This window comes from Nonomuraea sp. NPDC001699 (assembly GCF_053596455.1).
Map to the genome: position 1 here is coordinate 47,301 of NZ_JBSFGF010000023.1, position 15,668 is coordinate 62,968.

The 15,668-nt window shown below is 71.0% G+C and carries 15 protein-coding genes; all 15 read left to right on the plus strand.

All coding sequences use genetic code 11. The features are described from left to right. Positions 1–50 precede the first annotated feature (50 nt). The 15 genes from pdxS (at position 51) to ACWCSU_RS42135 (ending at position 15,558) form a co-directional block, all read left to right on the plus strand. Entirely contained in the window at positions 51–956 is a 906-nt protein-coding gene (gene pdxS / locus ACWCSU_RS42065; RefSeq protein ID WP_357703260.1) for a pyridoxal 5'-phosphate synthase lyase subunit PdxS, read from the plus strand. Between the two features lie 191 nt (positions 957–1,147). After that, entirely contained in the window at positions 1,148–2,830 is a 1,683-nt protein-coding gene (locus ACWCSU_RS42070; protein WP_449942198.1) for an alkaline phosphatase D family protein, read from the plus strand. A gap of 87 nt (positions 2,831–2,917) precedes the next feature. Further along, the gene (locus tag ACWCSU_RS42075; protein ID WP_357703263.1) at positions 2,918–3,352 is read left to right on the plus strand and encodes a MarR family winged helix-turn-helix transcriptional regulator; all 435 of its coding nucleotides are present in this window, start codon (positions 2,918–2,920) and stop codon (positions 3,350–3,352) included. 9 nt (positions 3,353–3,361) lie between these two features. After that, on the plus strand, positions 3,362–4,558 hold the full coding sequence (locus ACWCSU_RS42080) for an MFS transporter (protein ID WP_449942200.1): 1,197 nt from the start codon (positions 3,362–3,364) through the stop codon (positions 4,556–4,558). A 92-nt stretch (positions 4,559–4,650) separates the two neighbouring features. Then, on the plus strand, positions 4,651–5,229 hold the full coding sequence (gene pdxT, locus ACWCSU_RS42085; RefSeq protein WP_357703267.1) for a pyridoxal 5'-phosphate synthase glutaminase subunit PdxT: 579 nt from the start codon (positions 4,651–4,653) through the stop codon (positions 5,227–5,229). Positions 5,230–5,232: 3 nt separating this feature from the next. Further along, a complete protein-coding gene (locus ACWCSU_RS42090; protein ID WP_357703269.1) occupies positions 5,233–5,982 on the plus strand; it encodes a YebC/PmpR family DNA-binding transcriptional regulator in 750 nt (249 codons plus the stop codon). 188 nt (positions 5,983–6,170) lie between these two features. After that, on the plus strand, positions 6,171–7,838 hold the full coding sequence (locus ACWCSU_RS42095) for a carbohydrate ABC transporter permease (protein WP_449942201.1): 1,668 nt from the start codon (positions 6,171–6,173) through the stop codon (positions 7,836–7,838). A gap of 11 nt (positions 7,839–7,849) precedes the next feature. Continuing rightward, the gene (locus ACWCSU_RS42100; protein WP_449942202.1) at positions 7,850–8,992 is read left to right on the plus strand and encodes a GNAT family N-acetyltransferase; all 1,143 of its coding nucleotides are present in this window, start codon (positions 7,850–7,852) and stop codon (positions 8,990–8,992) included. A 105-nt stretch (positions 8,993–9,097) separates the two neighbouring features. Next, a complete protein-coding gene (gene ruvC, locus ACWCSU_RS42105) occupies positions 9,098–9,619 on the plus strand; it encodes a crossover junction endodeoxyribonuclease RuvC (protein ID WP_357703420.1) in 522 nt (173 codons plus the stop codon). A gap of 41 nt (positions 9,620–9,660) precedes the next feature. Further along, on the plus strand, positions 9,661–10,281 hold the full coding sequence (gene ruvA / locus ACWCSU_RS42110; protein ID WP_357703275.1) for a Holliday junction branch migration protein RuvA: 621 nt from the start codon (positions 9,661–9,663) through the stop codon (positions 10,279–10,281). Positions 10,282–10,329: 48 nt separating this feature from the next. Then, on the plus strand, positions 10,330–11,361 hold the full coding sequence (gene ruvB / locus ACWCSU_RS42115) for a Holliday junction branch migration DNA helicase RuvB (RefSeq protein ID WP_357703277.1): 1,032 nt from the start codon (positions 10,330–10,332) through the stop codon (positions 11,359–11,361). 212 nt (positions 11,362–11,573) lie between these two features. Continuing rightward, positions 11,574–11,963 carry a preprotein translocase subunit YajC gene (gene yajC / locus ACWCSU_RS42120; protein ID WP_397037243.1) on the plus strand — a complete coding sequence of 130 codons (390 nt, stop codon included), beginning with the start codon at positions 11,574–11,576 and terminating at the stop codon, positions 11,961–11,963. Positions 11,964–12,090: 127 nt separating this feature from the next. Next, positions 12,091–13,815: a protein translocase subunit SecD gene (secD, locus tag ACWCSU_RS42125; protein ID WP_449942233.1), complete on the plus strand. Its 1,725-nt coding sequence runs from the start codon at positions 12,091–12,093 to the stop codon at positions 13,813–13,815. A 1-nt stretch (position 13,816) separates the two neighbouring features. Then, positions 13,817–14,806, plus strand: coding sequence for a protein translocase subunit SecF (secF, locus tag ACWCSU_RS42130; protein WP_357703281.1), 990 nt, complete (start codon positions 13,817–13,819; stop codon positions 14,804–14,806). A 233-nt stretch (positions 14,807–15,039) separates the two neighbouring features. After that, on the plus strand, positions 15,040–15,558 hold the full coding sequence (locus ACWCSU_RS42135) for an adenine phosphoribosyltransferase (RefSeq protein WP_357703283.1): 519 nt from the start codon (positions 15,040–15,042) through the stop codon (positions 15,556–15,558). The last annotated feature ends 110 nt before the right edge of the window (positions 15,559–15,668 follow it).

The following is a 15,668-nucleotide window of genomic DNA, read 5'->3' on the forward strand; positions in this document are numbered from 1 at the left end:
GATGGGTTTGATAACTTACCGTCCGCCCTGAGAGCCCGTGAGGAAGACCGTTGTCCAGCACGCCTGAAAGCACCCCCGTCACCGGAACGGCCCGCGTCAAGCGCGGCATGGCCGAGATGCTCAAGGGTGGCGTCATCATGGACGTCGTCACCGCCGAGCAGGCCAAGATCGCTGAGGATGCCGGCGCCGTCGCCGTCATGGCCCTTGAGCGCGTGCCCGCCGACATCCGCGCGCAGGGCGGCGTGTCCCGGATGAGCGACCCCGACATGATCGACGGCATCATCGCCGCGGTGTCGATCCCCGTCATGGCCAAGGCCCGCATCGGCCACTTCGTCGAGGCGAAGGTCCTGCAGTCGCTCGGCGTCGACTACGTCGACGAGTCCGAGGTGCTCACCCCGGCCGACTACGCCAACCACATCGACAAGTGGCAGTTCACCGTGCCCTTCGTCTGTGGCGCCACCAACCTGGGCGAGGCCCTGCGCCGCATCACCGAGGGCGCGGCCATGATCCGCTCCAAGGGCGAGGCCGGCACCGGCGACGTCTCCAACGCCGTCACCCACATGCGCACGATCCGCGCCGAGATCAAGCGCCTCACCACGCTGCCCGAGGACGAGCTCTACGTGGCCGCCAAGGAGCTGCAGGCCCCCTACGAGCTGGTCGCCGAGGTCGCGCGGAGCGGCAAGCTGCCGGTCGTGCTGTTCACCGCGGGCGGCATCGCCACCCCGGCCGACGCCGCCATGATGATGCAGCTCGGCGCCGAGGGCGTGTTCGTCGGCTCGGGCATCTTCAAGTCGGGCGACCCGGCCAAGCGCGCCGCGGCCATCGTCAAGGCCACCACGTTCTACGACGACGCCGACGTCGTCGCCAAGGTCTCGCGCGGTCTCGGCGAGGCCATGGTCGGCATCAACGTCGACGAGATCCCGCAGCCTCACCGTCTGGCCGAGCGCGGCTGGTGAACCGGCGCGTCGTCGCAGGTCGGCGGCCCGTCGTGGGTCCATGATCGTCGTGTGACGATGAAAAGCTTCGTAAGAGGCGGCATTCGCGAAGAATGTCGCCTCTTTCGTGTTGTCCCTGGTTCACCGATCTGTCATGAACCTCAGTCAGGCTACGGGCGTCCCTCACCCTTGATCGTCCCGAGGAGCGCACTGTGTCCAAGCTGAACCGCCGGCATTTCCTCGTCACCGGGCTGGCGGCGGGCGCCGCCGCCGCGCTCCCCGCCACGGCGGCGAGCGCCGAGCCCGAGCCCGCCGCAGAGAACGCACAGGCACTGGCCGCACGCGGACTGTCCACCGACCCGTTCACCCTCGGCGTGGCCTGCGGCGACCCCGACCACGAGGGGTTCGTGCTGTGGACCAGGCTGGCGCAGAACCCGCTGGCCGAGGACGGCTTCGGCGGCATGCCGCAGCGTCCGTTCACCGTGCGGTGGCAGGTCTACGCCGACGAGCGCGGGCGGCGCGTCGTCCGCTCGGGGGTGAGCGTCGCCGCGCCGGAGTGGGGGCACAGCGTGCACGTCGAGGTCGACCGGCTGAGCTCGGACCGGGAGTACTGGTACCGCTTCCGCGTCGGCCCGTACGTCTCGCCCATGGGACGGGCGCGCACGGCCCCGCACCCCCTGTCCCACGGCGGCGCGCTGTCGATGGCCTTCGTCTCCTGCGCCCAGTTCGAGCACGGCTGGTTCACCTCCTACCGCAGGCTGGCCGAGGACCACCCGGACCTGGTCCTGCACCTGGGCGACTACCAGTACGAGTACACCAAGGACACCTACACCATCCCCGGCGGTAACATCCGCGACCACGAGGGCCCCGAGACCGAGACCCTGGCCGGCTACCGCCAGCGCCACGCCCAGTACAAGGCCGACCCCGACCTGCAGGCCGCGCACGCCGCCGCGCCCTGGCTGGTCGTGTGGGACGACCACGAGCTGGACAACAACTGGGCCGACGAGGTGCCCGAGAAGCCCGAGGTGCCGCAGCCCGACTTCCTGGCCAGGCGCGCCGCCGCCTTCCGTGCCTACTACGAGAACATGCCGCTGCGCCGCACCTCGATCCCGCGCGGCATCGACATGCAGCTCTACCGGCGGATCCGGTGGGGCAGCCTGGCCACCTTCCACATGATGGACACCCGCCAGTACCGCGACGACCAGGGCTGCGGCGACGGCTACCGCGACTGCCCGGCCGCCGTGGACCCGGCGCGCTCGATCACCGGCGCCGCGCAGGAACAGTGGCTGATCGACGGCTTCCACCGCTCGCGCGCCCAGTGGGACATCCTGGGCCAGCAGGTGTTCTTCGCCCAGCGCGACAACAACGCCGGCCCCGCCAAGATCACCTCGATGGACGCCTGGGACGGCTACGTCGCCTCCCGGCAGCGCATCACCCAGGGCTGGGTGGACACCCGGGTCCGCAACGCGGTGGTGCTGACCGGCGACGTGCACGCCCACTGGGCCGGCGACCTCAAGCTCGACTACGACGACCCGACCGGGCCCACCGTGGGCTCCGAGCTCGTGGCCACCTCCATCACCACCGGCGGCGACGGCGCGGACTCCGACCCCGCGACGCATCCGTACCTGAAGATCAACCCGCACCTGAAGTTCTACAACAACCAGCGCGGTTACGTGCTGACGAAGATAGAGCGAGACCTGCTCACGGCTGACTTCAAGGTCGTGCCGCAGGTGCACGAGCCTGGGGCAGAGGCGTACACGCGGGCGACGTTCGTGGTGGAGGACCGGGTGCCGGGGGTGCGGCAGACGTACCTGCGGCCGCTCGACCCGGCGATCGGGGCCAGGAAGCAGGTGACGGTGGAGGACACCGTCCGGCTGGAGACCGAGCGCCCGTAGCCCTGGGCAGGCGGCGTCCCCCGGTTGGGGGGCGCCGCCTCTTCTTTCGCCCGGAATATTAGCCAGGCTAAGTTAGTTGGGCTAAGCATGAGGGACGATCCCACCCAGATGGCCGAGCAGGTCTCCAAGGTGCTGCGCCACCTGGTCCTGCTGCTGCGGCGCTCCAGCGCCGGCCAGCCCGTCACCACCCAGCAGTACGCCGTGCTCGGCTCGCTGGAACACGGCCCGCGCCGGATGACCGAGCTGGCCGAGGAGCACGCCGTCCAGCTCCCGACCATGACCGTGCAGATCAACCGGCTGGAGTACGCCGGCCTGGTGGCGCGCGGCTCCGACCCGGCCGACGCCCGCGTCAGGACCGTCGAGCTCACCGGCGAGGGCCGCGACCGCCTGCACGCCGTGCGCCGGGCCAGGATCGCCCGCCTCGCCCACGACCTGGCCGCCCTCACCGACGACGAGCGCGACGTGCTCGCCGCGGCCCTGCCCGTCCTGGCCAAGCTCGGCATCGACAGAACCACCCAGTAAGGGGACAACATGCAAACCGGCGGCGGAATCCTGCGCCAGCCGACGTCCGTCTGGGCCACCGCGTTCGCCGCGGTCGTGGCCTTCATGGGCATCGGCCTCGTCGACCCCATCCTGCCCTCCATCGCCCAAGGGCTGCACGCCACGCCCAGCCAGGTGTCCCTGCTGTTCACCAGCTACTTCCTGGTCACCGCCGTGGCCATGCTGATCACCGGCTGGGTCTCCAGCCGCATCGGCGGCAAGCGCACGCTGCTGGCCGGGCTGGCCCTGGTCGTGCTGTTCGCCGCGCTGGCCGGCACCTCCGGCAGCGTCGGCGAGCTCGTCGGCTTCCGTGCCGGCTGGGGCCTCGGCAACGCCCTGTTCGTGGCCACCGCGCTGGCCGTCATCGTCGGCGCGGCCAGCGGCGGCGCGGAGTCGGCCATCATCCTGTACGAGGCCGCGCTCGGCCTCGGCATCTCCGCCGGACCGCTGGCCGGGGCGCTGCTCGGCGACTGGAACTGGCGCGCGCCCTTCTTCGGCACCGCCACGCTGATGGCCGTCGGCTTCGTGCTGATCGCCACCCTGCTCAGATCGGGGCCGAGGCCCGCGGTCAAGACCAAGCTCAGCGCCCCCATCAGGGCCCTGGCCCACGGCGGCCTGTCCACGACCGCCTTCACCGCGCTGTTCTACAACTTCGCCTTCTTCACGATCCTCGCCTTCACCCCGTTCATCCTGAACATGTCGCCGTACGGCATCGGCGCGGTGTTCTTCGGCTGGGGCGTCTGCGTGGCGCTGGCCTCGGTGTTCGGCGCGCCGCCGCTGCAGCGGGCGATCGGCTCGGTGAACGTGCTGCACCTGGCCCTGGGCCTGCTCGTGCTCTTCCAGGCCGGCATCGCGGTGTCGGCGACGGCCGGGGCGCACGCCGGGATCATCGTGTTCACCGTCCTGTCCGGCATCCCGATCGGGCTGAACAACACCGTCTTCACCGAGTCGGCCATGGAGGTCTCCGACGCCCCCAGGCCTGTCGCCTCGGCCGGGTACAACTTCGTCCGCTGGATGGGCGGCGCGCTGGCGCCGTTCATCGCGACCAAGCTGGGCGAGGAGGTCGGCATCGCCGTCCCGTACGCCGTCGGCGCCGCCTGCTGCGCGATCGGCATGGCCTTCCTGTACGCCCGGCGCCACCACCTGAGCGCCCTGGCCCGCGTGGACGTCGTCCGGGCCGCCGCCTGAGCCCGCCTTTACGCCAGAGTGCTCTGATAGGAAGATGCCGGGCCATCTTGGTGTTGAATTGTCGGAAACCGGACCTTAACGGAAGGATCGCTGTGCCCACGATCGGTGTACTCGCTCTCCAAGGGGACGTGCGCGAGCATGCGCGCATGCTCCAGGAGTCCGGCGCGTCGGCCGTCGCCGTACGTCGTCCGGCCGAGCTCGACGCGGTCGACGGCCTGGTGATCCCCGGCGGCGAGTCGACCACCATGTGGAAGCTGGCCGACACCTTCGACATGCTGGAGCCGCTGCGGATGCGGATCAAGGAGGGCCTGCCCGCCTACGGCTCCTGCGCCGGCATGATCATGCTGGCCGATCGCATCCAGGACGGCATCGAGGGCCAGCAGACCGTCGGCGGCATCGACATGGTGGTCAGGCGGAACGCCTTCGGCCGCCAGGTGGACTCGTTCGAGTCGGACCTGGACTTCGCCGGCGAACGCGTACACGCTGTCTTCATCCGTGCTCCGTGGGTGGAATCGGTCGGCGCCGACGTTCAGGTGCTGGGCACGGCCGAGCCTGGGGATAGGATCGTCGCGGTCCGTCAAGGGCCGTTGCTCGCGACGTCGTTCCACCCCGAGCTGACCGGGGACACGCGCGTGCACCGTTACTTCGTAGACATGGTGAGGGAGCTCTAGGTAATGTCCGGCCACTCCAAATGGGCGACGACGAAGCACAAGAAGGCCGCGCTCGACGCCAAGCGCGGCAAGCTGTTCGCGAAGCTCATCAAGAACATCGAGGTGGCGGCACGGACCGGTGGCCCTGACCCGGACGCCAACCCCACCCTCTTCGACGCCATCTTCAAGGCGAAGAAGAACTCCGTGCCCAACGACAACATCGAGCGGGCGCGCAAGCGTGGCGGCGGCCTGGAGGCCGGCGGCGCCGACTGGCAGACCATCATGTACGAGGGCTACGCGCCCGGCGGCGTCGCGGTGCTCATCGAGTGCCTCACCGACAACCGCAACCGCGCCGCCTCCGAGGTCCGCGTCGCCCTGACCCGCAACGGCGGCTCGCTGGCCGACCCGGGCTCGGTGTCGTACATGTTCAACCGCAAGGGCGTCGTGATCGTGCCCAAGAACGGGCTCGACGAGGACACCGTCCTGATGGCCGTGCTCGACGCGGGCGCCGAAGAGGTCAACGACATGGGCGACTCCTTCGAGGTCGTCTCCGAGGCCGGCGACCTCGTGCCGGTCCGCAAGGCGCTGCAGGAGTCCGGCATCGACTACGACTCGGCCGAGTCGAGTTTCCTGCCGACGATGAGCGTGCCGCTCGACGAGGAGGGCGCCAAGAAGGTGTTCCGCCTGATCGACGCGCTGGAGGACAGCGACGACGTCCAGAACGTCTACGCCAACTTCGACGTCTCCGACGACGTCCTCGCCGCTCTCGACTGACCGGCGCACGACCGAGGGCCCGGGGCGTCCCCCCGGGCCCTCGGTCGTTCTCCGGGCCGTGTCCTGCTCAAAGACCTGGCCAAGGTCGGCTTGCGTGGTGTTCGCCGGAGCCGGGGGTGTTCGACACCAAGGGCCCACTCGCCCTTTACGCGTGCGTCCGGGCCCCCGCGCGGCTAGGGTCGGGCGACGTGAGTTCCCCCATCCCACCGACCCCTGTCCCGGCGTCCCCGGCCGTCCGGCCCCCGGCCTCCTACCGCGCCCTGGGCTGGCTGCTGGCCGTCCCCGCGCTGCTCGGCGCCCTGATCACGCTGGTCCTGCCGACGGTCCAGACGATCGTGCTCAGTCTGCACAGCGGCGGCGTGCTGCAGGAGAGCAGGTTCGTGGGCCTGGACAACTACGGCAAGGTGCTGGGCGGCGAGGACTTCTGGCGGGCGCTGGGCTTCACGCTCTCGCTGACCGCCGGGCCGCTGCTGGTGGCCGTGGTGGTGGGGCCGCTGCTCGCGCTGGCGCTCGACCGGGGCGGCTCCCTGGCCAGGCGGGCGGGCCTGGTCGTGCTGTCGCTGGCGATCGTGACGTTCTCCCCGGTCGGCGTGGCGGCGGCCTGGCTGCGCGGGACGCTGCCCGACGGCCCGGGCATCGCCTCGCTGGCCGAGGGCCTGCGCGACCCCGCCACGGCCCCCGGGACGCTGCGGATCGTCGTCGTGGCCGCCACGTTCGGGGTGGTGTGCGCGCTGGCGCTGACGGCGTTCCTGCCCGCGCTGCGCGGCGGCACCGCCGGGCCCGCCACGCTCGTCGTGGCGGTGCTGGTGGCGCTGGCGGCCGTCGCGGTGGGGGCGCAGGCGTTCTCGATCGGCATGACGCTCACCCGTGGAGGCCCTGAGCGCGCCACACAGACCCTCGCGGGCCTCCAGTACGACTACGCCTTCCGGATGGCCCAGTTCGGCCCTGGTGCGGCCGTCGCGGCCCTGACAGGGGTGCTTCTCGGCGGGCTCGGCGTCGTCGCCGTGGTCGTCGCCGCGGCCACCCGGCTGCGGGTCACCGTCCTGCCGAGGCCCGCGACCGCCGCCCGGCCCGGCCCCGGGCAGGATGGAGCGTTCCCCGCCCTGCCGGGGACGGCGGGCGTGGTCACCGCCGTCGTCGCGCTGGTGCTCGTGGTGGCCGCCGGGATCGTCTGCGCCTGGCCGTGGATCTCCGGCGTCCTGGCGGGCGACGACGCCGGCGCCGACGTCGGCGGTCTGCGCGCGCAGGCCAACACCTGGGTCCCCGCCGTGGCCGGCGCGCTGGTGTCGGTCGGCGTCGCCTACCTGGCCGCCCTCGGCATCGGCGGCCTGCGTCCCCTGGGCGCGCGCAGCGAGTGGCTGCTGCTCGCGTTCGCCCCCTGGCTGTTCGTCGGCACGGGCCCGCTCGGCGTCGCCGACTGGCAGAACATGCGCAACCTGGGCCTCGTGGACACCTTCTTCGCGCTCTTCCCCCCGCTGCTGGTCAGCGTCCCGGCGCTGCTGGTGCTGACCCTGCTGTGCAAGGGCCTGGCCGAGCGGAACGACAGGGACTTCTTCGGCGGCGTCCTGCTGCCGTCCCTGCCCATGGCGGGCGTGCTGGCCGGGGCGGTCACGCTGGTCAACGCCCAGGACGCGCTGTGGCCGCTGCTGGTGGCCCAGACCCCGGAGCTGTTCACCGTGCCCGTCGCCCAGCTGGCCCGGCTCGGCGGTTACCACGGCGCCCCCGACGTCGGCGCGAGCACCCCGCCGGTCGTCGTCGCGGTCGCGCTGGCCGCCGTCGTGGCCGCCCAGCTCCTGTATCTCGACAGGCTCGCCATCAGCGTCAACGGTTCGCGACCTGCCCGTACCACCCCGTAGGTTGAGGGGTTGTGGAAATTCGCGATCTCACCCCCGACGACCTCGACGACGTTCTCGACCTGCGTAAACGTTCCTTCGGCCCGATCTCAGCCGCGGACGTCGAGCGGTGGCGCCACACTGTGACGTCCACGCTCGGCGAGGGCCGCTACCTGGGCGCGTTCGAGGGCGGCAGGCTCGCCGCCTCGGCCCGGCTGCGCGGCTTCACCCAATGGTGGTACGGCCGTCCGCAGCCCATGGCCGGCATCGCGGGGGTCACCGTCAACCCGGAGGACCGCGGCCACGGCGTCGGCACCGCCATCATGCGCGCCGTCATCGAACGCGCCGCCGCCCACGGCGACGCCGTCTCGGCGCTCTACCCCGCCACCACGCCGATCTACCGCTCGCTGGGCTACGAGCACGCCGGCGCCCGGCACATGATCACGCTGCCCGCCGAGTCGCTGCGCCGCATCAGGCCGTCCGGCGAGGTCAAGCTGCGCAGGATGGGCCCCGACGACGCCGCCGAGGTCGTCTCCCTGCTCCACCGCACGCACGCCGCCGCCCGCTCCAGCGGCCCCGTCGCCTGGGACGAGCGCGCCTGGCGCATCTGGCTGTCCAACGAGGACGACTTCCTCTACCTGGCCCACGACGGCTACCTCGTCTACCGCTGGAACGGCGACGACATGCACGTCGAGAACCTCGTCGCCGGGTCGGAGGAGACGAGCAGGGCGCTGTGGTCGATGGTGGGCAGCTCGTCCTCCATCGCCCGCAAGGTCACCGCGCCGGTCGCCCCCGACGACCCGGTGCTGTGGCTCCTGGGCGAGCGCTCCACCGACCACGTCACGCAGGTGCGGTGGATGTTCAGGGTGCTGGACGTGGCCGCCGCCGTCGAACGCCGGGGCTTCCCCGCCGCCGTCACCGGCGAAGCCGTGGTCTCCGTGGACGACCCGCTGCGCGGCGGCGGCTCCTTCCGGCTGGAGTTCTCCGGCGGCTCAGGAACGGCCACCCCGGCGGCCGGCGGGGGAGCGGCGCTGAGCGCGGGCGGCTTCTCCGCCCTGTACGCCGGCGTCCCCACCGTGACGCTGCGCAGGACCGGGCTCATGTCCGGCGACGACCGCCACGACGAGCTGCTCGACACGGCCTTCGCCGCCAAGCCGTACATGCTCGACTACTTCTGACGGGCCCGCCCGCCGTTCGCGGCGGGCGATTCACGGTGCGCGGCCAGCTCAGCCGGGGTAGAGTCTCGTGCCGAACAGATGTTCGGCGGCGCGGGAGGCAAGCCGGTGCGGGTGATGGGCGTCGATCCGGGGCTGACCCGGTGCGGCCTGGGCGCGGTCGAGGGGCGGCCGGGCGCGCCGCTGTCGCTGGTGGCCGTCGGGGTCGTGCGCACGGGCGCCGACGAGGAGCTCGGCACGCGGCTGGTCGGCATCGAGGCCGGCATCGAGCGGTGGCTCGACGAGATCCGCCCCGACGCCGTGGCCGTGGAGCGCGTCTTCAGCCAGCACAACGTCCGCACGGTCATGGGCACCGCGCAGGCGGCCGGCATCGCCGTGCTGTGCGCGGCCCGGCGGGGGCTGCCCGTCGCGCTGCACACGCCCTCCGAGGTCAAGGCCGCCGTCACCGGCAGCGGCACGGCCGACAAGAAGCAGGTCGGCACGATGATCACCCGGCTGCTGCGGCTGGCCGAGATGCCCAAGCCGGCCGACGCCGCCGACGCCCTGGCCCTGGCCATCTGCCACATCTGGCGCGGCGGCGCCCAGCATCGGCTGGCCGAGGCCATGGCCCGCGCCGGCAAGGGGCGCTGACCCGTGCGGGCCGGCCGTTTCGTGGAAAGGAAGACCGAGTCGTGATCGCGTCGGTGGCGGGCAGGGTGGCGTCGGTCGCACCCGACGGAGCCGTGATCGAGGTGGGGGGCGTCGGCATGCTCACCCACTGCACCCCCGGCACTCTGGCCACGCTGCGCGTGGGCGAGCAGGCCAGGCTGGCCACGTCGCTGGTGGTGCGCGAGGAGTCGCTGACCCTCTACGGCTTCGCCAGCGACGACGAGCGCGCCGTCTTCGAGATGCTGCAGACCGCCAGCGGCGTCGGCCCCAAGCTGGCGCTGTCGATGCTCGCCGTGCACACGCCCAACGCCCTGCGGATGGCCGTGGCCGCCGCCGACCTCAAGGCGCTCACGCGGGTGCCGGGCATCGGGCAGAAGGGCGCCCAGCGCATCGTGCTGGAGCTGAAGGACCGGCTCGGCACCCCCGAGGAGGCCGTCAACGCGGCCATCGGCGGCGACCGGCGCGCCGCCCTGTGGCGCGAGCAGGTGCACTCCGGCCTGGTGGGGCTCGGCTACTCGGGTAAAGACGCCGACGAGGCCGTGGCCGGGGTCGCGCCCGAGGCCGAGGCCGACCTGGCGGCCGGGCGCCAGCCGCAGGTCGCCGCGCTGCTGAAGGCGGCGCTACGATCTCTCAGCGTAAGATGATCATGAGGTCCGTGACGACGTCCCGGCGCGCGGAGAGGAGCGGTGGCCATGGACTATGAGCGCGAGCTGGTCTCCGCCGACGCCGGCGGCGACGAGCTGCAGATCGAGGCGGCGCTGCGGCCCAAACGGCTGGGCGAGTTCATCGGCCAGGGCCGGGTGCGCGAGCAGCTCTCCCTGGTGCTGGAGAGCGCGATGCGACGGCAGCGCCCGCCCGACCACGTGCTGATGAGCGGGTCGCCGGGCCTCGGCAAGACCACGCTCGCCATGATCATCGCGGCCGAGCTCAACATGCCGCTCCGCATCACCTCCGGCCCCGCCCTCGAACGGGCCGGCGACCTCGCGGCCATCCTGTCCACGCTGACGGAGGGCGAGGTGCTGTTCATCGACGAGATCCATCGCATGGCCAGGCCCGCCGAGGAGATGCTCTACCTGGCCATGGAGGACTTCCGGGTCGACATCGTCGTGGGCAAGGGGCCGGGCGCGACCGCGATCCCGCTCGACATCGCGCCGTTCACGCTGGTCGGCGCCACCACGCGGGCCGGGCTGCTGCCGGCGCCGCTGCGCGACCGGTTCGGGTTCACCGCCCACATGGACTTCTACGACGTCGGCGAGCTGGAGCAGGTGCTCGAACGGTCGGCGCGGCTGCTCGGCGTCGTCCTGCCCGAGGAGGGCGCCCACGAGATCGCCCGGCGCTCGCGCGGCACGCCCCGCATCGCCAACCGGCTGCTGCGCCGCGTCCGCGACTTCGCCGACGTGCGCGCGGACGGGATGATCGACCGGGACATCGCCTCGGCCGCACTCAACCTTTACGAAGTCGACGCCGAAGGGCTCGACCGGCTCGACCGGGCGGTTCTCGGAGTGCTGCTGCGCAAGTTCGGCGGCGGTCCCGTCGGCCTCTCCACGCTCGCCGTGGCCGTGGGGGAGGAGCCCGAGACCGTCGAAGTGGTCGCCGAGCCTTTCCTCGTCCGCCAAGGGCTGCTGGCCAGGACCCCGCGCGGCCGGGTCGCGACCGCTTCCGCCTGGACACATATGGGTATGACACCACCGCCGGACGCGTTCGGAGCCGCCGTTTCACCGTGATCACGAAACGGTTGCAACCATTTCAAATCGGGAACTTCCCCGCGCGCCGAATCGCTGCCTCGTTGCCGCGTTTCATAACAAGCGCCTACACTCCGTGGCTTGGCTGGCTGTGTAGGCTGACGGGCTGAGCGGCGCGGCCCGAGAGCTACGCAACGGAATTTCCGGCGCGAGGCCGGTGTCAAATTCTTGAACGACTATGGAAGGTCGCCCCTATGGACATGGGACAACTCGGAAGCATCCTGCCGCTGATCCTTCTGGTGGTGGTGTTCTACTTCCTGCTGATCCGTCCGCAGCGCAAGCGCCAGCAGGAAGCGCAGCAGATGCAGAACTCCTTGGCCCCGGGCGCCCGCGTCATGACCACGACGGGCCTGTTCGCCACGGTGGTCGCGGTGGACAACGAGGACGTCGTGCTCGAGGTCGCGCCCGGCATCGAGACGCGCTGGGTCAAGGCCGCCATCGGCCGTGTGGTCCAGCCCGGTGACGCCCCGGTGGTGACCGACGAGCCGGTCGCCGAGACCGATGTCGCCGACGGTGACACCAAGGAGTCCGACGCGACCGTGGAGCGTAACGGCGATCAGGACTCCAGCACCAAGCAGTCCTGACTAAGCTCTGCGACAAACCCCTATCTGAGAGAATCGACGACCAGTGGCCCGACCGACCAGCCGCCACAGCCGACCAGGGCGCACGCTCTTGGTGCTGCTGGCGCTCATCCTCGCCCTGGGCGGGACGATGTTCCTGCAGAAGGCGTTCACGCCCAAGCTTGGACTCGACCTCGCCGGCGGAACGACGGTGACGCTGTCACCCGTGACCCAGTCCGGTCAGTCTCCGCCTGAAGAGATCCTCGACCGCGCGGTCAACATCATCCGCGACCGGGTCAACGGCACCGGCATCTCCGACGCGGAGGTCGCCAAGTCCGGCGACAACATCATCATCTCCATTCCGGGCGTCGGACAGAGCGAGGCCATCAAGCTGGTCGCCACCACGGCGGAGCTGCGCTTCCGCCAGGTGCTCGCCATGGAGGCCACGCAGGTCCCGCAGAACCTGACCACCGAGGCGCCCACGCCGGGTGCCTCGCCGTCGGCGCAGCCGTCCTCGACCGCCAAGCCGTCCTCGACCGCCAGGCCGTCGGGCCGGCAGTCGGTGGGCACGCCGAGCGCGTCCCCGACGGGCAAGGCGCTGTCGTCCGCGCTGACCGCCCCCACGCCGGGCGCCACGCCCTCGGCCACGACCGGCACCGGCCGTGACCAGACGGCCCAGAACCAGACGGGCCAGAAGCAGAACACCAAGGGCAGGAACGCCACGCCGACGCCGGCGCCGAGCACGCCGCCCACCACGCCGCCGAACCAGGACCCGAACGCCGGCATCAACACCGAGGGCATCGACCCGGCCGTGCTGCAGCAGTTCCACAAGCTCGACTGCACCGACCCCAAGAACCGGGGCCAGGGCGTCCAGGACGACCCGAACAAGCAGTACGCGGCCTGCGAGACCGACGGCAGCTTCAAGTACGTCCTCGACGTCGCCAAGGTCGTCGGCACCGACATCGACACCGCCTCGGCGGGCGTGCGCCAGGGCACCGTGGAGTGGGTCGTCCAGCTCGACTTCAAGAGCAAGGGCGCGGGCGAGTGGAGCAAGCTCACCACCACCGCCTACAACGCCCAGGAGCCGCGCAACAAGGTGGCGGTCGTCCTCGACGGCGTGGTCATCACGGCCCCCAACATCATCAGCCCGATCCCCGGCGGCCGCGCCGAGATCACCGGCGGCTTCGACCAGGTCAGCGCCACCAACCTGGCCGACCAGCTCAAGTACGGCGCCCTCCCGCTGAAGTTCCAGCGCAGCTCGATCGACACCGTGTCCTCGACGCTCGGCGCCGACCAGCTCGAAGGCGGCCTGATCGCGGGCATCATCGGCCTCGGCCTGGTGGTCGTCTACTCGCTGCTGTACTACCGCGGCCTCGGCCTCGTCGCGGTGCTGAGCCTCGTCGTGGCCTCGATCCTGACGTACACGGCGGTGGTCGTGCTCGGCCACAACGCCGGTTTCCGGCTCTCCCTGCCGCACATCATCGGCCTGGTGGTCTCGATCGGCATCACCGCCGACTCCTTCATCGTGTACTTCGAACGCATACGTGATGAGATGAAGGAAGGTCGGCGGACGCTTCGCGCGGCCGTCGAGGTGGCCTGGGTCCGTGCCCGGCGCACGATCCTGATCGCCGACGCCGTCATGTTCATCGCCGCCATCGTGCTGTACTTCCTGGCGGTGGGCGGTGTGGCCGGGTTCGCCTTCGCCATGGGCCTGACCACGCTGATCGACATCGTGGTGGTGTTCCTGTTCACCAAGCCGTTCATCGCCCTGCTGGCGAGGCTGAAGTTCTTCGCCAAGGGGCACCCGCTGTCCGGTCTCGACGCCGAGCGCATGAGCGCCGAGCCGGCCCGCACGACCACTCCGCAGGAGGCCTGAGATGGGACTGGGGCGTCGCCTCTACCGCGGCGAGATCGATGTCGACTTCGTCGGCAAGTGGAGGCTCTGGTACAGCCTGTCCGGCCTGCTGCTGCTCGTCTCCCTCGCCGGCATCCTGTTCAACGGGCTCAACCTGGGCGTGGAGTTCAAGGGCGGAACGGTCTTCACGTTCCCGGCGAGCACCGGCACCGTCGAGGAGGTCCGCGAGGACTTCCGCACGCAGGGCGCCCACCAGGTGATCGTGCAGCGGGCCCGCGACAACTGGCGGGTCACCACCGAGACCCTGTCGGAGTCGACGCTCAACCAGATGCAGACCACGATCGCCAAGGACTACAAGGTCCCGGTCAAGGACGTCAGCGTCCAGTCGATCGGCGCCTCCTGGGGCGGTGAGGTCTCCCAGAAGGCCTGGATCGGCCTGGGCGTCTTCATGCTCGCGATCATCCTGTACCTGTCGATGGCGTTCGAGCCGAAGATGGCCCTGTCGGCGATCGTCGCGCTCATCCACGACCTCGTCATCACGGCCGGCGTCTACGCCTGGTCGGGCTTCGAGGTCACGCCGGCGACGCTGCTGGGCTTCCTGACCATCCTCGGTTACTCGCTCTACGACGCGGTCGTCGTGTTCGACATGATCAAGGAGGTCACGGCCAAGCTGGGCACGACCTCCAAGATGACGTACTCGATGGCGGCCAACAACGCGCTCAACCACACGCTGATCCGGTCGCTGAACACCTCGCTGGTCGCGATCCTGCCGGTGGCGGCCATCCTGTTCATCGGCACCACGCTGCTCGGCGCGGGCACGCTGAAGGACCTGTCGCTGGCGCTGTTCGTCGGCATGCTCGTCGGCACGTACTCGTCCCTGTGCGTGGCCACGCCGATGCTGGTGACGCTCAAGGAGCGGGAGCCGAAGTACCAGGCCATCGCACGCCGGCTCGCCTCCACCACCGGCAAGGGGGCGAAGGGTTCCAAAAGCGCAGCGGTAGCGAAGGGCTGAGCCCCGTTCCCGGGCTTCGTCCGGCGCCCCCATCCGTTCAGGGTGGGGGCGTCGTCGCGTTCAGGGGCGCTCTGCGGCATTCCAGGAGGGTGCGGGGCACCCTGGCGGGGGCTCCGGCTCCGGCGGGCGGCTGAGGGCATCTCAGGGGCGGCCCGGACGGCGGGCGGTCCGAGGAGGGGCCGGAGTAGGCCATCATGGAGCGCGGCACCCGTGAGGAAGGCGATGGAAGCACGATGAGTGAGCTCACCCAGTTGATCCTGGACCGGATCAGGGACGTCCCCGACTATCCCAAGCCCGGGGTGCTCTTCAAGGACATCACCCCGCTGCTCGCCGACCCGGTCGCGATGGCGGCCGTGGTGGAGGAGCTGGCCGGCCTCACCCAGGTGGACAAGATCGTCGGGATCGAGGCCAGGGGCTTCATCCTGGCGGCCCCGGTGGCCTACCGGGCGGCGGCCGGGTTCGTCCCCGTGCGCAAGAAGGGCAAGCTGCCGGCCGCGACGCTGGAGGAGTCCTACGACCTGGAGTACGGCTCGGCCACCATCGAGGTGCACCGCGACGCGTTCGAGCCCGGCGACCGGGTGCTCATCGTCGACGACGTGCTGGCCACCGGCGGCACCGCCAAGGCCACCATCGAGCTCGTCGAACGGGCGGGCGCGCACGTCGTCGGCATCGCGGTGCTGATGGAGCTGGCTTTTCTCAAGGGGCGCGAGCGTCTGCCGGCCGTCGACCTGCACTCCCTGGTGATCGTCTGAGACGGCCCGAGCGAGTCCGGGTTCCCAGCCTGGATACACTGGGGGGATCTGGACTCGAACGTGAGGAGTCTGAGTGCCCCGTGATGTGGTCGCGCCCGACGTAACCGACG